The organism is Candidatus Manganitrophus noduliformans (assembly GCF_012184425.1).
GTDB lineage: Bacteria > Nitrospirota > Nitrospiria > SBBL01 > Manganitrophaceae > Manganitrophus > Manganitrophus noduliformans.
Genome location: NZ_VTOW01000005.1, coordinates 189256 through 205142 on the forward strand (window position 1 = coordinate 189256; position 15887 = coordinate 205142).

Genomic DNA, 15887 nt, shown 5'->3' on the forward strand with positions numbered 1-15887 from the left:
CTTTGGGGAGGGATGCTGAAGCGCGGGTGGAACGGTTTTGGGAGATTTTAAAATCGTCTGTGAAGGCCCGGCCCGGCGAGATCCTCTCCAAACCGGAGTTGCGCCCCGCCGCGGTCCTGGTCCCTTTCTTCGACAAGGAAGGGGCCCCTTATCTTCTCTTAACAAAACGAAGTGAAGGGGTTCAGCGGCATCAAGGGGAGATCGCCTTTCCGGGGGGCTGTTGGGAGTCGTCTGATGCCGATCTTTTTGAAACGGCGCTCCGGGAGTGCCGGGAAGAGATCGGTCTCGAACGGAACGCAGTGACGCTCATCGGGCGGCTCGACGACCACGAGACGGTGACCGGTTTCTCGGTCGCTCCCTTTGTCTCCATAATTTCCTATCCCTATCCATTTCGATTGGATTTTCGAGAGATCACGGAACTGATCGAGGTTCCCTTTTCCTTTTTAATGAATCCGGAAAATTGCCGATTGCGAACGATGCTCTTCAGGGGGACGGAAAGAACGGTCCGATCCTATCTGTACAATGGAAACGACATCTGGGGGGCCACGGCCGAAATGATCTATCGTTTGGTCGCGCGCGTTCAGGAGTGCTCAGGCAAGAGAGATGCTCGGGGGATGGGGTGAATAAGAAAAGGGATATTTTGAAGCGTCACAGTCGAATAAGCGGATTGTTGGCCGTTTCGGTCTGTTTGATGCTGGCCGGTTGTTTCGGTCCGAAAGAGCCTCCCCGTTATCTGGATGAAGGGGAGGGGCATCTGGTCCGCCTCGATCGAGTCGATCCGGCCGAGCAATATGATCATCCGGCGGAGATCGCGCTTGAAACGATCCAGGCGGTTCTGAACTCGATTGTCGTCCGACATGAAGTTTCGTTCTTGAATCGCCTCCTCACCCGACAGAAGGAGATCCGGGGGGCTGCCTTTACCCCGGAGGAGGCGGCCCTGCTGGCGGAACGGTTGAAGCGTGCCCTGGCGATCGCGACACCCGGAGAGCGGGCGGCGTTTTTTCTGACGTCGCGGAAAAACAGCATGACAACGTTGATCACGTCGGGGGTTGCATACGTCAAGGAGAAAGAGATCCACTTGATCTTCGGGAATGATCGGACGGCGATCTCAAACGAGCATCGTCCTCACATCCCGCGTGAGAATCCGCTTTATTCCTTTGAGCCGGGGAGCTTCAAGATTCTTCCTCAATCTCACCAGAGGAAGCTTTCGGGGGAAGGTCGAAGGGTCGAGGCGATTGCGGTGGACTTTGCCGCGCTGGTGTCGCCGACTCCGGAACCGAGTGCTTCGGAAGATGAAAAACCGGCGCTTTCTTCGGAAGGCGCTCCGCTTGAAGCGCAGCTCCGGCTCCTGAAAAAATTAAGGGAAGAGGATCTGATCACCGAGGAAGAGTATAAAGAGAAGAAATCAGAGCTGCTGAAAACATTGAAGTGAACGAGGAGGAAGAGATGGCGGATGTGACCTGTATTCGGTGCGGTCAAACGCGGGCGGAGATCGAAGGGATGCCGTACGGCGGAAAGGTCGGCGTGGAGCTCAAAGCGAAGGTCTGCAACGTCTGTTGGAAAGAGTGGTATGACATGTCGGTGAAGATCATCAACGAATACCGGTTGAATTTGCGGGAGCCGACGGCGCGGGAATTTCTGGCGACGCAGATGCGGATCTTTTTCAAAATGCAGGCGCCGCCCCCCGGCGACGGAATTCAGATTAAAGATACCCCCGATAAAGCCTCCGGCGGATAAGAGAGAGGATCATCGTTGTCGGCAAAACGCCTGCCAAAAAATCTGGAAGAAGATCGCGCTCGAATGGCCGAGATCCTTCGGCGTCTTGAGAAACAGTTTCCGGAGGCCGAGACGGAGCTGACCCATGAGGATCCCTTTCAGCTTTTAATCGCCACGATCCTTTCGGCCCAATGCACCGATGCGCGGGTCAACCGGGTGACGCCGGTCCTTTTCCGGAGGTATGCGACGCCGGACGCGCTTGCGAAGGCCGACCGGGAGGAGTTGGAGTCGATCATTCGATCGACCGGATTTTTCAAAAGCAAGGCCAAGAACATCCTTGGCTGTGCGGCGGCGATTGTGGATCGCTTCGGGGGAAAGGTCCCTGTGAATATGGAGGCGTTGGTGACCTTACCGGGGGTCGGTCGGAAAACGGCGAATGTCGTTTTGGGGAGCGCCTTCGGCAAACCGGCCATCGTGGTCGATACCCATGTTCGGCGCGTTTCCAATCGGCTAAAGTGGACGCGATCGGAAGATCCCGATCAGATCGAGGTCGATTTGAGCCGGCTGTTGCCGGAGGAGGAATGGACGGTCGGATCGCACCGGATCCTCCTACACGGGCGGTATCTCTGTGTGGCCCGCCGGCCGCGCTGTCTGGAGTGTCCGCTGTTCGATCTTTGCCCGGCCGAGACGGAAAAAAAAGGGGCGGAAAGCCGGGCAAAGGGCCGCTCTCACATTGACAATGCGGGGGGCAACGGCTATAATCAAGCCCCACCTTTAGTGAGTGAAAAATACAAATGATCCGAAGTATGACCGGCTACGGCAGGTCGGAGGGGAACTATAAAGGACGTCCTGTCGCGGTGGAGCTTCGATCGGTGAACCACCGCTACTGTGATGTCGTCATCCGGCTTCCAAAGCTGCTCGCGCCGCTTGAGGAGACATTCAAAAAAAAGGTCCAAGCGCGCTTTTCCAGGGGGCACATTGAGCTCTCCATCAACTTCAACGGCTCGGGAAATGCTCCAAAACAGTTCAAGCTCGATCTGGAGTCGGCCGAGGCGTACCATCGCATTCTAAAAAAACTGAAGACATCGCTCCATCTGAGCGGAGAGATCGACGTGGCGCTGATGAGCCATTTCAGAGAGATCATTACGACCTCCGAGCCGGAGGAAGAGACGGCGCCGCTGGGACGATTTGTCGATCGGATGGTGGAGCGATCGATGCGTGCGCTGGAGAAGATGCGTGGTGAAGAGGGGAGGGCGCTCGGTGAAGATTTGGCGGGTCATCTCGATGAATTGGATCGTATGCTGGGCCTCATCAAACAACAGGAGAAAAAGGCGGTCCAAGCTTACCATGAGCGGCTTCAAAAACGGGTTTCCGAATTGACCCAAGGAATCGCCGTTGATCCGGCGCGTCTGGCTCAAGAAGTGGCCATTCTGGTCGACCGGAGCGACATCAGCGAGGAGACGGCCCGTTTGAAAACCCACCTGGAGCAGTTTCGAAAGATGCTCCAGAAGGATGAGGCGGTCGGGCGCGCGCTGGAATTCCTGCTGCAAGAGATGAACAGGGAAGTGAATACGATCGGCTCCAAGGCGAACGACGTCAACATCTCGCTGCAGGTGGTTGCCATGAAAAGCGGTCTTGAGAAGATCCGGGAGCAGGTTCAGAATATCGAGTAGCGTCGTTCCAACCGTGGCCTTGGTAATGACGCGGCCACCAGAGAGAAATCGTGCCGTTTAAGCTGGTGAATATCGGATTCGGAAATGTGGTCCCTGCATCACGGATTGTCGCCGTTGTCGCGGCGAACTCTTCTCCGATGAGACGCTTCAAAGAAGAGGCGAGGGCGGGAGGAAAGCTCGTCGATGCGTCCCAAGGGAGGAAAACGCGCACCGTGATCATCACCGACAGCGGCCATGTGATCCTCTCCGCCATTCAGCCGGAGACGATCGCGCAGCGATTCGCTTCGGATGAAGACGGGCTCCCCGCCGGTTCCGCTCCCCTCGGTGAGAAGAAGGGGAGAAAACGTCGCTCTTCATGATGAGGCAATTGGATCGAAATGGATAGAAAAGGAATTATATTCGTTGTCTCGGCCCCTTCCGGTGCGGGGAAGACCTCTCTTTGCCGAGAAGTGGCAAAGCTGGTTCCAAACCTCCAGTATTCGATCTCTTATACGACGCGCTCTCCCCGGCCGGGAGAGACGCATGGGAAGGATTACTTTTTCGTCGATGAGGCGACCTTCCGAAACATGATCGATAAAAACGATTTCATCGAGTGGGCGGAGGTGCATGGGAATCTTTACGGCACCTCGCGCGAGCTTTTGATGGATTGGGTGAACCGCGGGATCGATGTGGTCTTGGACATCGACTCTCAAGGGGCGATGACGATCAAGAAAAAATATAACGACGGCGTGTATGTCTACATTCTCCCCCCTTCTTTCGAAGTGCTGCGGCAACGTTTGGTCGATCGAAAATCGGATTCTGCCGATGAGATTTCACGGCGGCTTCAAAAGGCGCGCGAAGAGATCTGGAATTACCGGCAATATTATTATCTGATCGTGAACTCGGAATTTCACAAGGCATTGAAGGAACTCGAAGCGGTGATGATCGCCGAACGGATTAAAATGAAGCAGATGAATCTTTCCTGGATCGAGGAGACCTTTATCAAGCATTTGAGCAAGGAAATCTGACCTACACCTTAGAAGGGAGGAGTAATCCCTTCTTTATTTGAAAGGAATGACTGATGGAAATTATTTCTCTTCCCGTTGAGACAGATTATTCGAAGATTGATTCCCGGTATCGATTGGTGATCATCGCATCACAGCGGGCGCGGCAGCTGATGGAGGGTGCGAAGCAGACGCACCAAAGCCGACATGCCAAGGCGAGCACGATTGCGCTTGAAGAGGTGCTCGGGGATGAATTGGAAGTGCTCTATGGAAAAGAAGCGAAACAGGCGCAGCGCGATGCAAAACGCCTGCGTGAGGAGATGAAAACCCGTCAGTTGCTGACCGAACGGGAAGAGGAGTTGGCAAGCGAAATTCGAAAGGATTTGAGCGTTTACTTGGAGGAGGCGAAGCGGCAAGAAGCGGCGCCTCCGGAGCCGGTCGTCAAGGAGGAGAAGGAGGAATAATCTCTCCTCGGAATGTCTTTCCCTTTGAGAGGGACCTTCCCCCGTGCTCTTTCGCCGATACGATGGGATGACGCGATGCTTTCAGGAAAAAAAATTCTCCTTGGAATCACGGGAAGCATTGCCGCCTACAAATCGCTCCAGATTCTCCGTGATTTGAAATCAATGGGGGCCGACGTCCAGGTCGTTCTCACCCCGACCGCCCACCGGTTTGTCCCCCCCCTGACCCTCCAGGTTTTTTCGGGACGGCCCGTCTTCACCGATCTTTTCGACCCGCATGAAGAGGTCCTTCATCTGACCCTGGCCGAGAAGGCCGATCTGATCTTGATCGCCCCTGCCACCGCCCACTTCATCGCCAAAATGGCGGTTGGCCTGGCCGATGACCTTTTGGGAAATCTGCTGCTGGCGGCATCCGCTCCCATCCTCATCGCCCCTGCCATGGACGTCGGAATGTGGGATCACCCGGCCGTCAAAGAGAATGTCTCCCTTCTTCAGAAACGGGGCGCCCAGATCATCGAGCCGGAGGTCGGTCCCCTTGCTTCCGGCAAGGAGGGAAAAGGGAGGCTGGCGGATGAAAAGATCATCCTTGAAAGGGTTATCTCCCTCCTCGCTTCGGAGCGCCCATTAACGGGAGAGGTCGTTCTCGTGACGGCGGGACCGACGCAAGAGCCGATCGATCCTGTCCGTTTTATCTCGAATCGATCTTCCGGAAAGATGGGCTATGCGTTGGCTCGCGTCTCCCGGGAGTGGGGGGCGCGGGTCATTTTGGTCAGCGGTCCGACACTGTTGCCTGCGCCTCCGGGGGTCGAGCGGATCATCGTTCGGACTGCGGAGGAGATGAAGAAAGCGGTTGAAGCGCGCTACAGCGAAGCCACGGTCGTCCTAATGGCGGCCGCCGTCAGCGACTACCAGCCTGTGGCGGTTTCCCCGCAAAAAATGAAAAAGAGCGGCGAGGCCCTATCGATTCGCTTAAGAGAGACAGAAGATATCTTAGCGGGATTACGGCTTCGAAAAGAAAAGAGGATCATCGTCGGTTTTGCCGCGGAGACCGACGCCCTGGTTGAAAACGCTCGGAAAAAGCTGTTCAGGAAAGGGTTGGATTTGATCGTGGCGAACGATGTCACCCAGGAGGGTGCCGGATTTGATGTGGAAACAAATATCGCACAACTCATTGATTCAAAAGGAAGAATAACACCCCTTCCGAAAATGTCCAAAGAGGCGCTTGCCCGGTATATCCTGGAGGAGGTTGTCCGGCTCAAAACGGACGTTTCTTGACTTTTTACCCTGATTTGTTATGATCTTCAAAATTATCTCTTTGAGCTGAAAATGTCTGATAAAATCGTTTCTCCCGAAATCGTGAAGCTGATGGACAAGATCACGCAGAATCCGACATCGCGTCTTTTTGTCCCATTGGCGGAGGAATATCTGAAGTGCGAGATGGTCGATGAGGCCATTATCGTATTGGTGGAGGGAATTAAAAACCACCCCAGTTATGTCGCTGCACGGGTCATGCTTGGGAAGACTTACCTGCAGAAGGACCAGATCCCGGAAGCGCAAGCAGAGTTTGAACAGGTGATCGCGATTAATTCTGATAATATTCTTGCACACAAAAAGCTGGCGATGATTTACCAGGGACAGGGACAACTACAGAGAGCCCTGGAGGCCTGCAAAAAGGTATTGGTCATCGACCCTTCCGATAAAGAAGCGAAGGGGCTGGTAGGAGTCCTCGAAAAGTCGGTCGCTTCCAGCGCACAGGCGGAAGAGGCGGCCGTTCTTTCGAGTTCGCCCGTTTCGTCTGAGCCGAGCCCGGCGAGTGAAGCTGAAATGAAGGAAGCCGATCCGGCCCCTCCGGTTGAGTCGGCATTCCCTGTTGAAATAAATCATGCCTCTTCCCAAGAAATGCAGATCGAAGAAGCCCCGATGCCCGTTGAATCGTCCGCTCCGGTCGATGAACTCGCGTTCGGAGTTCAAGCGGAACCGGTGATCCCCGCCGGTTCGGGAGTCAACGTCCCGGAGGTTTTTGAAAATCAAAACCCGGCCGCGGCGTATGATGAAAGGGTCGCGGAAGCGCCGATTGAAATTCCCGCTATTGCGGAGAACGGATTTGCCGAGGAGGATTCGTGGGAGGGGGATAAAACGGTGGTGGGCGGGTTTGAGATTCCTTCGATGGAGAAAGAACCGCTTTCTTCTCCCGGTTTGGAAATCTCGCCGACCTCCGATGAAAACGATAAGAAAGAAGAGTCGCTTCTTTCGACGACGCTCGCTTCTCTTTATATGAGCCAGGGGCATTATCAGCAGGCGGCGGATGTATATCAAAAGTTGTTGGCGCGAGACCCTTCCGATGAAGAAAGCAGGCAAGGTCTTGAAAAGGCCCTTCAGTCCCTTTTGCTCAAACAGGGAGGGGGCGGGGCTTCCCAAGAAAGTTCCGGAGCTGACGATCCGAAAAAGAAGAAGGCCCAACGCCTCCAATCTTGGCTCGATTCCATCCGGAAAAAAAATGAATCTTAAAGAGAATCTGAAGAAAATCTCCGAGAAGGTGGACGATCTCAGGGGCATCGCCATTGCCGCCGCAGACGGCATTATTGTGGAGGAGCATCGGGTCGATTCCTCGCTGGATCTAACCTCCATTGTCGCGGAATGCGGGGCTCTCTGGAAGTCGGCCGAGAAGGCCAGTCAGTCTGTCGAGCTCGGCGCGAGCGAGGAAATGACGATCGTGACCGAGCGGGCGATTATCCTCGTCAAAAAAATCAACCCTGAATATTTCCTGCTTCTGGTCGTCGCTTCAGAAAAGAACTTTGGGAAGGGAAGATTTCTCCTCAGAATGGAAGCCGCCACGTTGGTGGAGGAGTTGTCGTAGTGGCTCGTATTCTTGTTCTGCACGGTCCGAACCTGAACTTGCTCGGGATCCGCGAACCGGAACATTACGGGACGCTCCGATTGTCCGAGATCGACCGGCAGATCAGCGACCTTGCCGGTAAGGAGGGGGTCGCCGTTGAGATCTTCCAGTCCAATTCCGAGGGGGCGCTCGTCGATCGAATCCAGCAAGCCTTGGGCAAGTTCGACGCCCTCGTAATCAATCCGGCCGCCTACACGCATACCAGCATCGCCATTCGGGATGCCATCCTTTCGGTCGGAATTCCAACGATTGAAGTCCATTTGTCCAACATTCATTCCAGAGAGGCTTTTCGGAGGACCTCCCTTATTTCCGACGTGGTCGTCGGCCAGGTATCGGGTTTCGGTCCGCAAAGTTATCTTTTGGGTTTCCTGGGCGCGATCGAGTATCTTCGAGGGCCGGTTCAAATTCGAAAGGGGAGAAAGAAAGGGGAAGGGAAGTGATTTCAACGAGCGATTTTAAGGGTGGAGCCAAAATTCAATTGGATGGAGACCCGTACACCATTGTGGAATATCAACATGTAAAGCCCGGAAAGGGAGGCGCTTTCGTCCGGACAAAGCTGAAGAACCTCAAAACCGGAAACCTGCTGGAGCGAACCTTTCGTTCGGGGGAAAAATTCGAGCAGCCCGATCTTCTTGATCGGGAAATGCAATTCTTGTATGCGGAAGGTTCAGAGTACCATTTCATGGATAACAATACGTATGAACAATTGTTCATTACCGCGGAGCAACTCGGCGCCGCGAAGGACTTTCTCAAAGAGAACATGGTGGTGAGGATTCTTTTCTTTCAGGGGAAGCCGCTCGGAGTAGACCTGCCTCTCTTTGTCGAGCTGAAAATCGTCGAAACAGATCCGGGAATCCGCGGCGATACGGCGACAGGCGGGACAAAGATTGCAAAGCTCGAGTCGGGTGGAACAGTCAAGGTGCCTCTCTATATTGAAGAAGGAACGATCATCAAGGTAGATACGCGGACAGGAACGTACGTTGAACGTGTGAAGTAGCAATCGTTCGTTCCGACTCAATTCGGCTGCTGAGGCAGGGCCATTCACTTACTGAACTTGTGACACTGAAGAGAGCGATCATGGACTTGAACGAAATTAGAAAATTGGCCGACCTGATGTCCGAGATGGCGCTCACTGAGATCGAGCTGGAAGAGGGCGGAAAACGGATTCGGCTCCGCAAAGAGGTTCTCTTCGGGGCGAAAGAAAGAGGCGCGGCGCAGGCCGCTGCGCCCCAAATCGAAAGAGAGACGGCGACCGCCATCGAGACGAAGGCGGCGGAAGAGGGGCGTTATGCGATCGTCCGCTCCCCGATCGTCGGGACCTTTTATAAATCGGCTTCACCCGATGCCGACCCTTACGTCGAGGTGGGCGACGTCGTAAAAAAGGGGCAGATCCTCTGCATTGTCGAAGCGATGAAATTGATGAATGAAATCGAGTCGGACGTAGACGGCAAGGTCGCCGAGATTTGTGTGGAGGATGGGACGGCCGTCGAATATGGAAAACCTCTCTTTCGTATCGAGCCCCATTAACTTTCATCTTTTACTGCCGGCAAGCGAGACAAGTTTCCAGCCGATACTTCCGTCGTTTTTAGAACCCATGGGTTGAGCACTGTGTTTAAGAAAATTCTCATTGCGAATCGGGGAGAAATCGCTCTCCGGGTCATCCGAGCGTGCCGTGAGCTCGGGATTCAAACGGTGGCGATTCATTCGGAAGCCGACGCCGCTTCGCTGCATGTGCGGCTTGCAGATGAGAGTGTCTGTGTCGGTCCGGCCGACGCCACCCTTTCTTACCGGAATATTCCGAATATCCTCAGCGCGGCCGAGATCACCGGCGCCGAAGCGATCCATCCCGGATATGGATTTCTGGCCGAAAACAGCCATTTTGCGGAAGTCTGCGAATCGGCCGGGATTAAATTCATCGGCCCTTTTCCAGAGTGCATCAGCTTAATGGGGGATAAAGCGAAGGCGCGGGAGACGATGATGCGGAAGGGAGTCCCCGTCATCCCCGGCAGCGAAGGAAAGGTGACCAATGAGAAAGAGGCGATCGAGATCGCCAAAAAGATCGGCTACCCTGTTATTGTCAAGGCGGTTGCAGGAGGAGGCGGGCGGGGGATGCGGGTGGTCCACCGGCAGGAGGATCTTGCGAAATCGTTGCAGACGGCTCAGATGGAGGCGAAGACCGCTTTCGGCGATGATGGGGTGTACATCGAAAAATATTTCATCGACCCGCGCCACATCGAGGTTCAAGTTTTAGCGGACGAAAAGGGGAAAGTGATTTACCTCGGTGAGAGAGATTGCTCTATCCAACGAAGACATCAAAAGTTGATCGAAGAGAGTCCTTCTCCCGTTGTTGACGATCGGTTGAGGCGCGAGTTGGGGCGGGCGGCCTTGGATGCGGTCAGTGCTTCACATTATGTAAATGCCGGAACCGTCGAGTTTCTCCTCGATAAAGATCATAATTTCTATTTTATCGAGATGAACACGCGGATTCAGGTCGAACATCCGATTACGGAGATGGTCAGCGGAATTGATTTGGTCAAAGAACAGATCAAGATTGCGGCGGGAAGATCGCTCGAATTCAAGCAGAGCCAGGTTAAGCTCCGCGGGCATAGCTTCGAATGCCGGATTAATGCGGAAGATCCTGAAAAGTTCACCCCCTCCCCCGGAACGATTACCTCCTTTCATCTTCCCGGCGGGCCGGGCGTTCGGGTCGATTCGGCGATCTACTTGAATGGCGTTGTCACCCCGTATTATGATTCGTTGATCGCCAAATTGATCGTTCATGCCGGGACCCGCGATGAGGCGATCGCAAAGATGCGGGGAGCGCTCTCCGAGTTTGTCGTCGAAGGGATTAAGACGACCCTTCCGCTTCATAAACGCGTTTTTGATGATCCGGCTTTTATCAAGGGCCGTTTCTCAACAAATTTTCTGGAACGTTTTTTATCATCCCTTTCTCTCCCTTTACAGTGATGTTTCCGCTCTACTTCATTACAGACCCCTTTTTTTCTACAGTCAGAGACAATAAACATCCTCCCGCGACACAACGTGATCCGCACAAATCGCTCCTGGACGCGGTGCGGCAGGCGATCGAGGGCGGGGCCCGTCTCATTCAGTATCGGGATAAGACCGGCGGGAGAAGGGAGATGTATGAAACCGCCAAGCAGCTTCGAAAAATGACGGCGGAGCATGGGGCGGTCTTGATCATCAATGATCAGATCGATCTCGCGTTGGCGGTGAAGGCCGACGGGGTCCACCTCGGCCAAGAGGACCTTCCCCTATGGATTGCCAGAAAGATCTTGGGGAACGAAGCGATTGTCGGCATTTCAACGCACACAGTGGAAGAGGCGATACACGCCGAATCGGAGGGGGCCGATTACATCGGTTTCGGTCCGATTTTTCAGACGCAAACCAAGGAAGACGCCAGGGCCCCTGTTGGACTGGAGGCGATTGCCAAGGTCAAGCGGAAGGTGCGCATTCCGATCTATGCGATCGGAGGGATTCAACGATCCCATCTTTCCGATTTGATCACGGCAGGAACCGACGGTGTGGCGGTAATCTCCGCCTTGGCCGGCGACGTGCGCGCCAACGTGGCGGAATGGCTTGGAATCTTTAAGCGATTCGGAAAGCTTGATCTTGACAAAACAGAGGAGAGGGGATACCCTACTTTTACAAAAGGTTTTTAGGTTTGATGGTACGGAGACTTTATCTAAAAGTAGGTGACTGGGTAATCCATGGTCAGTTTCCGGAGTGGGGAGAGGGCATGGTGGTCGAGGAGCGGAATTCCGAAGTTCTGGGAGGCCTCTGCATGGTTCGCGTTCTCTTCAAAGACGGAAAAGAGAGATCTTTCATCAATAATTTGGACGACCACAACTGCTGTTATTATGCGGGTGTCCGTCTCTCCTAGGTTTCGCATCCTTCCCGTGCGGCAGATAGAGATCCGGTATGGCGCATGAAAAGATCTTGGTGGTGGATGACGAGGCGAATATCCGCCTTTTGTGCAGCGAGATCTTAACGCGTCATGAGTATCTTCCAACCTGTGTGGACAGCCCGCACATGGCATTGCGGGCCGTGGAAGAAGAGAACTTTGACCTCCTGATGACCGACATTTCGATGCCGGAAATGGACGGTCTTCAGCTTCTCCAATCGGTCCGAGAATTTCAACAAGACCTTCCTGCGATTATCATCACCGGCCACGGCCGACTTGATCAAGCGATCCACTCCCTCCATCTCGGCGCACAGGCGTTCATTGTGAAGCCGTTCACCCAGCAAGAACTCCTTCAGGCGATTCAGGAGACGTTGGAGAAGAATCGTCTGACGAAAGAAAATCTTCGCTTGAAGTTGCTTATGCCATTGTTTGAGATCAGCCAGAATCTTCTTCTGGAAGTCAATCCGACCGCGCTTTTTGAACAGATTGTGAATGTCGCCTCCAAGGAGACAAAATCAGATCAAGCGATTTTATCTCTTAGAGATGATGTGAGCGGGGCGCTTGAGATAAAGGCCTCTTTTCCTCCGTTGGATCTCGGCAGCGACGGGATTGATCTTTTTAAGAAGATCGGACAGAAGACGATTGAAGGGATGGAAGCGATTATCCATGTGGAAGGGGGCAAGCTGGATGGGGAGTGTTCCGAACTTCTTGAGAGATGCGGTTTCTCCTCTTTGGTCTCGATCCCCCTTTCCTATCAAGGAAAGGTGCCGGCGGTTTTGAGTTTATTTAAAAGAGTCGATAATATCTCTTACAACCAGAGTGATATCGAACTCATTTCTATTCTTTCCGGACAGGCCGCCATCGCGATCGAGAACGCCAAGTTATTCGATCAGCTTGAAAGATCCCATTTTGAATCGATGAAGGCATTGGCCCAAGCCATTGAGGCAAAAGATCTTTATACCCGCGGCCACTGCGACAGGATGGTCGAATATGCACTGGCGATTGCGGAGCGATTGGGACTCTCCGCCGAAGAAAAAAAACATCTCGGTTACGGCGCAGCGCTTCATGATATTGGAAAGATCGGCATCCATGAACTCATTCTCAATAAGTCGGGAAAGCTGACGGATAAAGAATATGAGATCATGAAGGCGCATCCGATGTTGGGCGCCGAGATCATAAAGGGGGTGGATTTTTTAAGCCCTGTCGTTCCGATGATTTATTATCATCAGGAGCGGTATGACGGAAAAGGATATCCGGAGGGGCTCTCGGGCGAGCAGATTCCGATCGGCGCCCGAATCATTGCAATCTTGGATACCTTTGATGCGATGACCTCGGACCGCCCCTATCGAAAGGCTCTTCCGATGGAGGTTGCATTTGCGGAACTTCGTCGGTGTACGGGAACCCAGTTTGATCCGACGATTGTCGAGACGCTCATTAAGATCATTCAAGAAGACCCACAGAACTCCTCCCACGCCCACTGATCTTCGTCACATTCGATCCGTGTCGATCCAGCGAAGGATCGCACTTTTCATCAATTCATTTCCCATCAATAATTTTTCAGACCGATGAATATCTTTCTCCCGGTTCCCGCTTTTCTTGAAGTAGGAAAGGGTGCCTAACAACGGGACGTCCGTTCGCTCAGCCAATATGGCCGGGTTTGTTTTGTCGGCCAGTGAGATGGACGGGACCGTTCGATTGAATAAAACCCCTAGAAATCGAATTCCAAGTCCGGCTCCATGATGAAGGGTCAGAAGAGTATGATTGAGCGTTCCCAACCCGCTTCGGGCCACCAAAAGAGCAGGTAGATCGAAGAGACGAATGAGATCGGAAACATCAGCGTGGGTGGTGAGGGGGACCATCAATCCTCCCACGCCCTCAATAATCAGGAACGGGTGCCGCCGGCGAAGCCAGTCATATGCAATGAGGATTGTTTCCAGATCGATCTCTTTTTTTTCCAGAAGGGATGCCGCCCGTGGGGCGAGAGGGGCATGATAAACATAGGGGGTGATCATTTTGAATGGATCGTTTGCCCGTGCCGCGGTTTTAAGGTAGGGCGCATCGGATAACGTCAGCCGGCCGTTCCTTTTGCGGCATCCGGTTTCAATCGGCTTCATGATTCCGACGTCGATTCCCATGGAGGAGAGCGCGCGTGCGATGGCCGCGGCGACCACGGTTTTCCCGATGCCGGTATCTGTTCCTGTAATGAAAAGGCCTTTTCCCATCGGGTCTGCTAGTGAATCCTGCTGTCTAGATTGAATATTTGTCCCGAAACGTATTTCATCTTTGATAAGTGGAAAATGAAATCTGAAACTTCTTCCAATGTCGAAGGCCGGTTTAACACGTTTTCTCCAATGAGGTTTCTTTTTTGCTCGGGCGTCAACGAGGCGGTCATTCCCGTATCGAGGAAGCCCGGTAACACGGCATTGACCTGTATCGCGCTGGCTCCCCACTCCCGCGCGGCGGAGGTCGTGAGCGCAATCAGGCCCCGTTTTGAGGCTGTATACGCCGCTTGGCCGACTCGCCCTGTGAATGCGCTTAAGGAGGCGATATTGATGATGTGTCCTCCGCCTTGGTCCTGCATAATCCGTCCCGCTTCGCGCATGGAGTAAAAAATGCCGGTCAGATTTGTTCGAATGACATGATCCCATGCGGTCTCGCTTTGCCGCGAAAAGAGATGGTCATCAATGACCCCCGCGCTGTTGATCAGGATGTGGATGCGTCCCCATTTTGCTAGAAAATTATCAAACATTTTCCGGGTTGATCCGGAATCGCCCAAATCGGATCTATAGAGCAACGTTTCTCGACCCTCCGAGGTAAACGGGCGAATGAGCGCTTCTCCTTTTTCGACATTTGAATACACATGGATCCCGATTGCATCATTCCCCTTCAAAAAGGATTTGCAGAGCGCTTGACCCAGTCCGCCCGACGCGCCTGTGATGACGACGACCCTTTTTTCGAATTTGTTTGGTTTTGACATTATTCAGATGAGCCGGAGTTTTTTTCCTATATGTTTGAGGGAGTTTAATAATAATTGAATCTGCTCATCCGTGTGCGTTGCCATCAGGCTGATTCGAAGTCGGCTCGTTCCATCCGGGACGGTGGGGGGGCGAATGGCCGGGATGTAGATTCCCTCTTCCAGCAATTTCTGAGAAAAGGTCAGCGCCGTTTCCGTTGGGCCGATGAGGATCGGGATGATGGGAGTCTCGCTTCCGCAGGTATTGAAGCCCATTTGATTGATTTGCGTACGGACACGGCTTGTAAGCCGCCAGAGGCGATTTCGAATTTCTGGATCGCTTTCGATCAACTCGAATCCGGCGAGAGCGGTTGCCAGGAGCACCGGTGGGAGGGCGGTCGTATAGATAAACGGCCTGGCCTTATTAATCAGGTATTCAATCAAGACTCGATCGGCTGCGATGAAACCTCCGAGACCTCCCAAGGCCTTGCTTAATGTTCCCATTTGGATGATTCTCGGGCTCGAGAGGGCAAAGTAGTCGCATGTCCCGCGTCCGTTGGGTCCGAGCACCCCGGTTGCATGGGCATCGTCCAGATAAATGAGCGCATCAAACTCCTCTGCAAGGCGCAAGATTTCAGCAAGGGGAGCGATGTCCCCATCCATGCTGAAAACCCCATCGGTGATGATCAGCGTTTGCCCCTTCTTTTTTTTCTGCCGGAGAAGTTTTGCAAGTTGTTCGGTATCTTTGTGGCGATAAACTCGAAGCGTTGCACCGGAGAGCCGGGCCCCGTCGATGAGGCTGGCATGGCAGAGGCGATCGGCGAAAATGAGATCCTGCTTCTGAACCAACGCTCCGATCGCGCCGATATTCGCGGCATATCCGGATGGAAAAACCAACGCCGATGCGGTGTTTTTAAATTTGGCGATTTTTGTTTCGAGTTCGAAATAGAGTCGAGAATTACCTGAAACTAAACGGGAAGCGCCTCCACCGACTCCCCATTCTTCAACCGCTCTGATTGCTGTCGATTTCAGGGTAGGGTGGCCTGCAAGACCGAGATAGTTATTCGATGAAAAATGAAGAAAGCTCTTTCCATTTTGTTTGAGAGTAGTCGCCTGTCCCGAGTCGATCGGGACCAGAGTCCGAATGAGATGATGTTTTGAAAGAAACGAGATTTCTTTTTGGAAGTTAAACATTTAGGAGACTCTTTTTGCCGCCATTGTTAATCGATTTGTCGGCCATTGTCAATCTGTTTTCCTAGAAATACCTTGACAACCCATAACTA

21 protein-coding genes are annotated in these 15887 nt (G+C 53.3%); 18 read left to right on the top strand and 3 right to left on the bottom strand.

Going from position 1 to position 15887, the window contains the following annotated elements:
• The first annotated feature begins 2 nt into the window (after positions 1–2).
• The 18 genes from MNODULE_RS20860 (at position 3) to MNODULE_RS20945 (ending at position 13132) form a co-directional block, all read left to right on the top strand.
• Positions 3–623 carry an NUDIX hydrolase gene (locus tag MNODULE_RS20860; RefSeq protein ID WP_238339672.1) on the top strand — a complete coding sequence of 207 codons (621 nt, stop codon included), beginning with the start codon at positions 3–5 and terminating at the stop codon, positions 621–623.
• Positions 620–1432, top strand: a complete 813-nt coding sequence (locus MNODULE_RS20865; protein WP_168063113.1) for a hypothetical protein — start codon at positions 620–622, stop codon at positions 1430–1432. Before MNODULE_RS20860 ends, MNODULE_RS20865 begins: the two co-directional genes overlap by 4 nt.
• 14 nt (positions 1433–1446) lie before the next feature.
• Complete coding sequence (locus MNODULE_RS20870) at positions 1447–1737, top strand: Fe(2+)-trafficking protein (RefSeq protein WP_168063114.1); 291 nt, start codon at positions 1447–1449, stop codon at positions 1735–1737.
• A 63-nt stretch (positions 1738–1800) separates the two neighbouring features.
• Positions 1801–2514 carry an endonuclease III gene (gene nth, locus MNODULE_RS20875; RefSeq protein WP_168063115.1) on the top strand — a complete coding sequence of 238 codons (714 nt, stop codon included), beginning with the start codon at positions 1801–1803 and terminating at the stop codon, positions 2512–2514.
• A complete protein-coding gene (locus tag MNODULE_RS20880) occupies positions 2511–3389 on the top strand; it encodes a YicC/YloC family endoribonuclease (protein ID WP_168063116.1) in 879 nt (292 codons plus the stop codon). The genes nth and MNODULE_RS20880 overlap by 4 nt, the downstream gene beginning before the upstream one ends.
• A 50-nt stretch (positions 3390–3439) precedes the next feature.
• Positions 3440–3748, top strand: coding sequence for a DUF370 domain-containing protein (locus tag MNODULE_RS20885; protein WP_320412501.1), 309 nt, complete (start codon positions 3440–3442; stop codon positions 3746–3748).
• Positions 3749–3766: 18 nt separating this feature from the next.
• Positions 3767–4396 (top strand): guanylate kinase, encoded by a 630-nt coding sequence (gmk, locus tag MNODULE_RS20890; protein ID WP_168063117.1) that lies wholly within the window; start codon positions 3767–3769, stop codon positions 4394–4396.
• Between the two features lie 53 nt (positions 4397–4449).
• Complete coding sequence (gene rpoZ, locus MNODULE_RS20895; protein ID WP_168063118.1) at positions 4450–4836, top strand: DNA-directed RNA polymerase subunit omega; 387 nt, start codon at positions 4450–4452, stop codon at positions 4834–4836.
• A gap of 75 nt (positions 4837–4911) precedes the next feature.
• Positions 4912–6108, top strand: a complete 1197-nt coding sequence (gene coaBC, locus MNODULE_RS20900; RefSeq protein ID WP_168063119.1) for a bifunctional phosphopantothenoylcysteine decarboxylase/phosphopantothenate--cysteine ligase CoaBC — start codon at positions 4912–4914, stop codon at positions 6106–6108.
• Between the two features lie 51 nt (positions 6109–6159).
• Complete coding sequence (locus tag MNODULE_RS20905; RefSeq protein ID WP_168063120.1) at positions 6160–7341, top strand: tetratricopeptide repeat protein; 1182 nt, start codon at positions 6160–6162, stop codon at positions 7339–7341.
• On the top strand, positions 7331–7690 hold the full coding sequence (locus MNODULE_RS20910) for a roadblock/LC7 domain-containing protein (RefSeq protein ID WP_168063121.1): 360 nt from the start codon (positions 7331–7333) through the stop codon (positions 7688–7690). Before MNODULE_RS20905 ends, MNODULE_RS20910 begins: the two co-directional genes overlap by 11 nt.
• On the top strand, positions 7690–8169 hold the full coding sequence (aroQ, locus tag MNODULE_RS20915) for a type II 3-dehydroquinate dehydratase (RefSeq protein WP_168063122.1): 480 nt from the start codon (positions 7690–7692) through the stop codon (positions 8167–8169). Before MNODULE_RS20910 ends, aroQ begins: the two co-directional genes overlap by 1 nt.
• On the top strand, positions 8166–8726 hold the full coding sequence (efp, locus tag MNODULE_RS20920; RefSeq protein WP_168063123.1) for an elongation factor P: 561 nt from the start codon (positions 8166–8168) through the stop codon (positions 8724–8726). Before aroQ ends, efp begins: the two co-directional genes overlap by 4 nt.
• Positions 8727–8806: 80 nt before the next feature.
• Positions 8807–9256: an acetyl-CoA carboxylase biotin carboxyl carrier protein gene (gene accB, locus MNODULE_RS20925; RefSeq protein WP_168063124.1), complete on the top strand. Its 450-nt coding sequence runs from the start codon at positions 8807–8809 to the stop codon at positions 9254–9256.
• Between the two features lie 81 nt (positions 9257–9337).
• Entirely contained in the window at positions 9338–10696 is a 1359-nt protein-coding gene (gene accC / locus MNODULE_RS20930) for an acetyl-CoA carboxylase biotin carboxylase subunit (RefSeq protein WP_168063125.1), read from the top strand.
• The gene (thiE, locus tag MNODULE_RS20935) at positions 10696–11409 is read left to right on the top strand and encodes a thiamine phosphate synthase (protein WP_168063126.1); all 714 of its coding nucleotides are present in this window, start codon (positions 10696–10698) and stop codon (positions 11407–11409) included. Before accC ends, thiE begins: the two co-directional genes overlap by 1 nt.
• 77 nt (positions 11410–11486) lie before the next feature.
• Complete coding sequence (locus MNODULE_RS20940) at positions 11487–11630, top strand: hypothetical protein (protein ID WP_168063127.1); 144 nt, start codon at positions 11487–11489, stop codon at positions 11628–11630.
• Positions 11631–11668: 38 nt separating this feature from the next.
• Positions 11669–13132 carry an HD domain-containing phosphohydrolase gene (locus MNODULE_RS20945; protein WP_168063128.1) on the top strand — a complete coding sequence of 488 codons (1464 nt, stop codon included), beginning with the start codon at positions 11669–11671 and terminating at the stop codon, positions 13130–13132.
• A gap of 6 nt (positions 13133–13138) precedes the next feature.
• Here the strand turns inward: MNODULE_RS20945 and bioD are convergent, their stop codons facing one another.
• From bioD to bioF, 3 genes are read right to left on the bottom strand one after another with little or no spacing between them, the layout of a single operon-like run.
• Entirely contained in the window at positions 13139–13873 is a 735-nt protein-coding gene (gene bioD, locus MNODULE_RS20950; protein WP_168063129.1) for a dethiobiotin synthase, read from the bottom strand.
• A gap of 8 nt (positions 13874–13881) precedes the next feature.
• A complete protein-coding gene (locus tag MNODULE_RS20955) occupies positions 13882–14628 on the bottom strand; it encodes an SDR family NAD(P)-dependent oxidoreductase (RefSeq protein WP_168063130.1) in 747 nt (248 codons plus the stop codon).
• Positions 14629–14631: 3 nt separating this feature from the next.
• On the bottom strand, positions 14632–15798 hold the full coding sequence (bioF, locus tag MNODULE_RS20960; RefSeq protein WP_168063131.1) for an 8-amino-7-oxononanoate synthase: 1167 nt from the start codon (positions 15796–15798) through the stop codon (positions 14632–14634).
• Positions 15799–15887 lie beyond the last annotated feature (89 nt).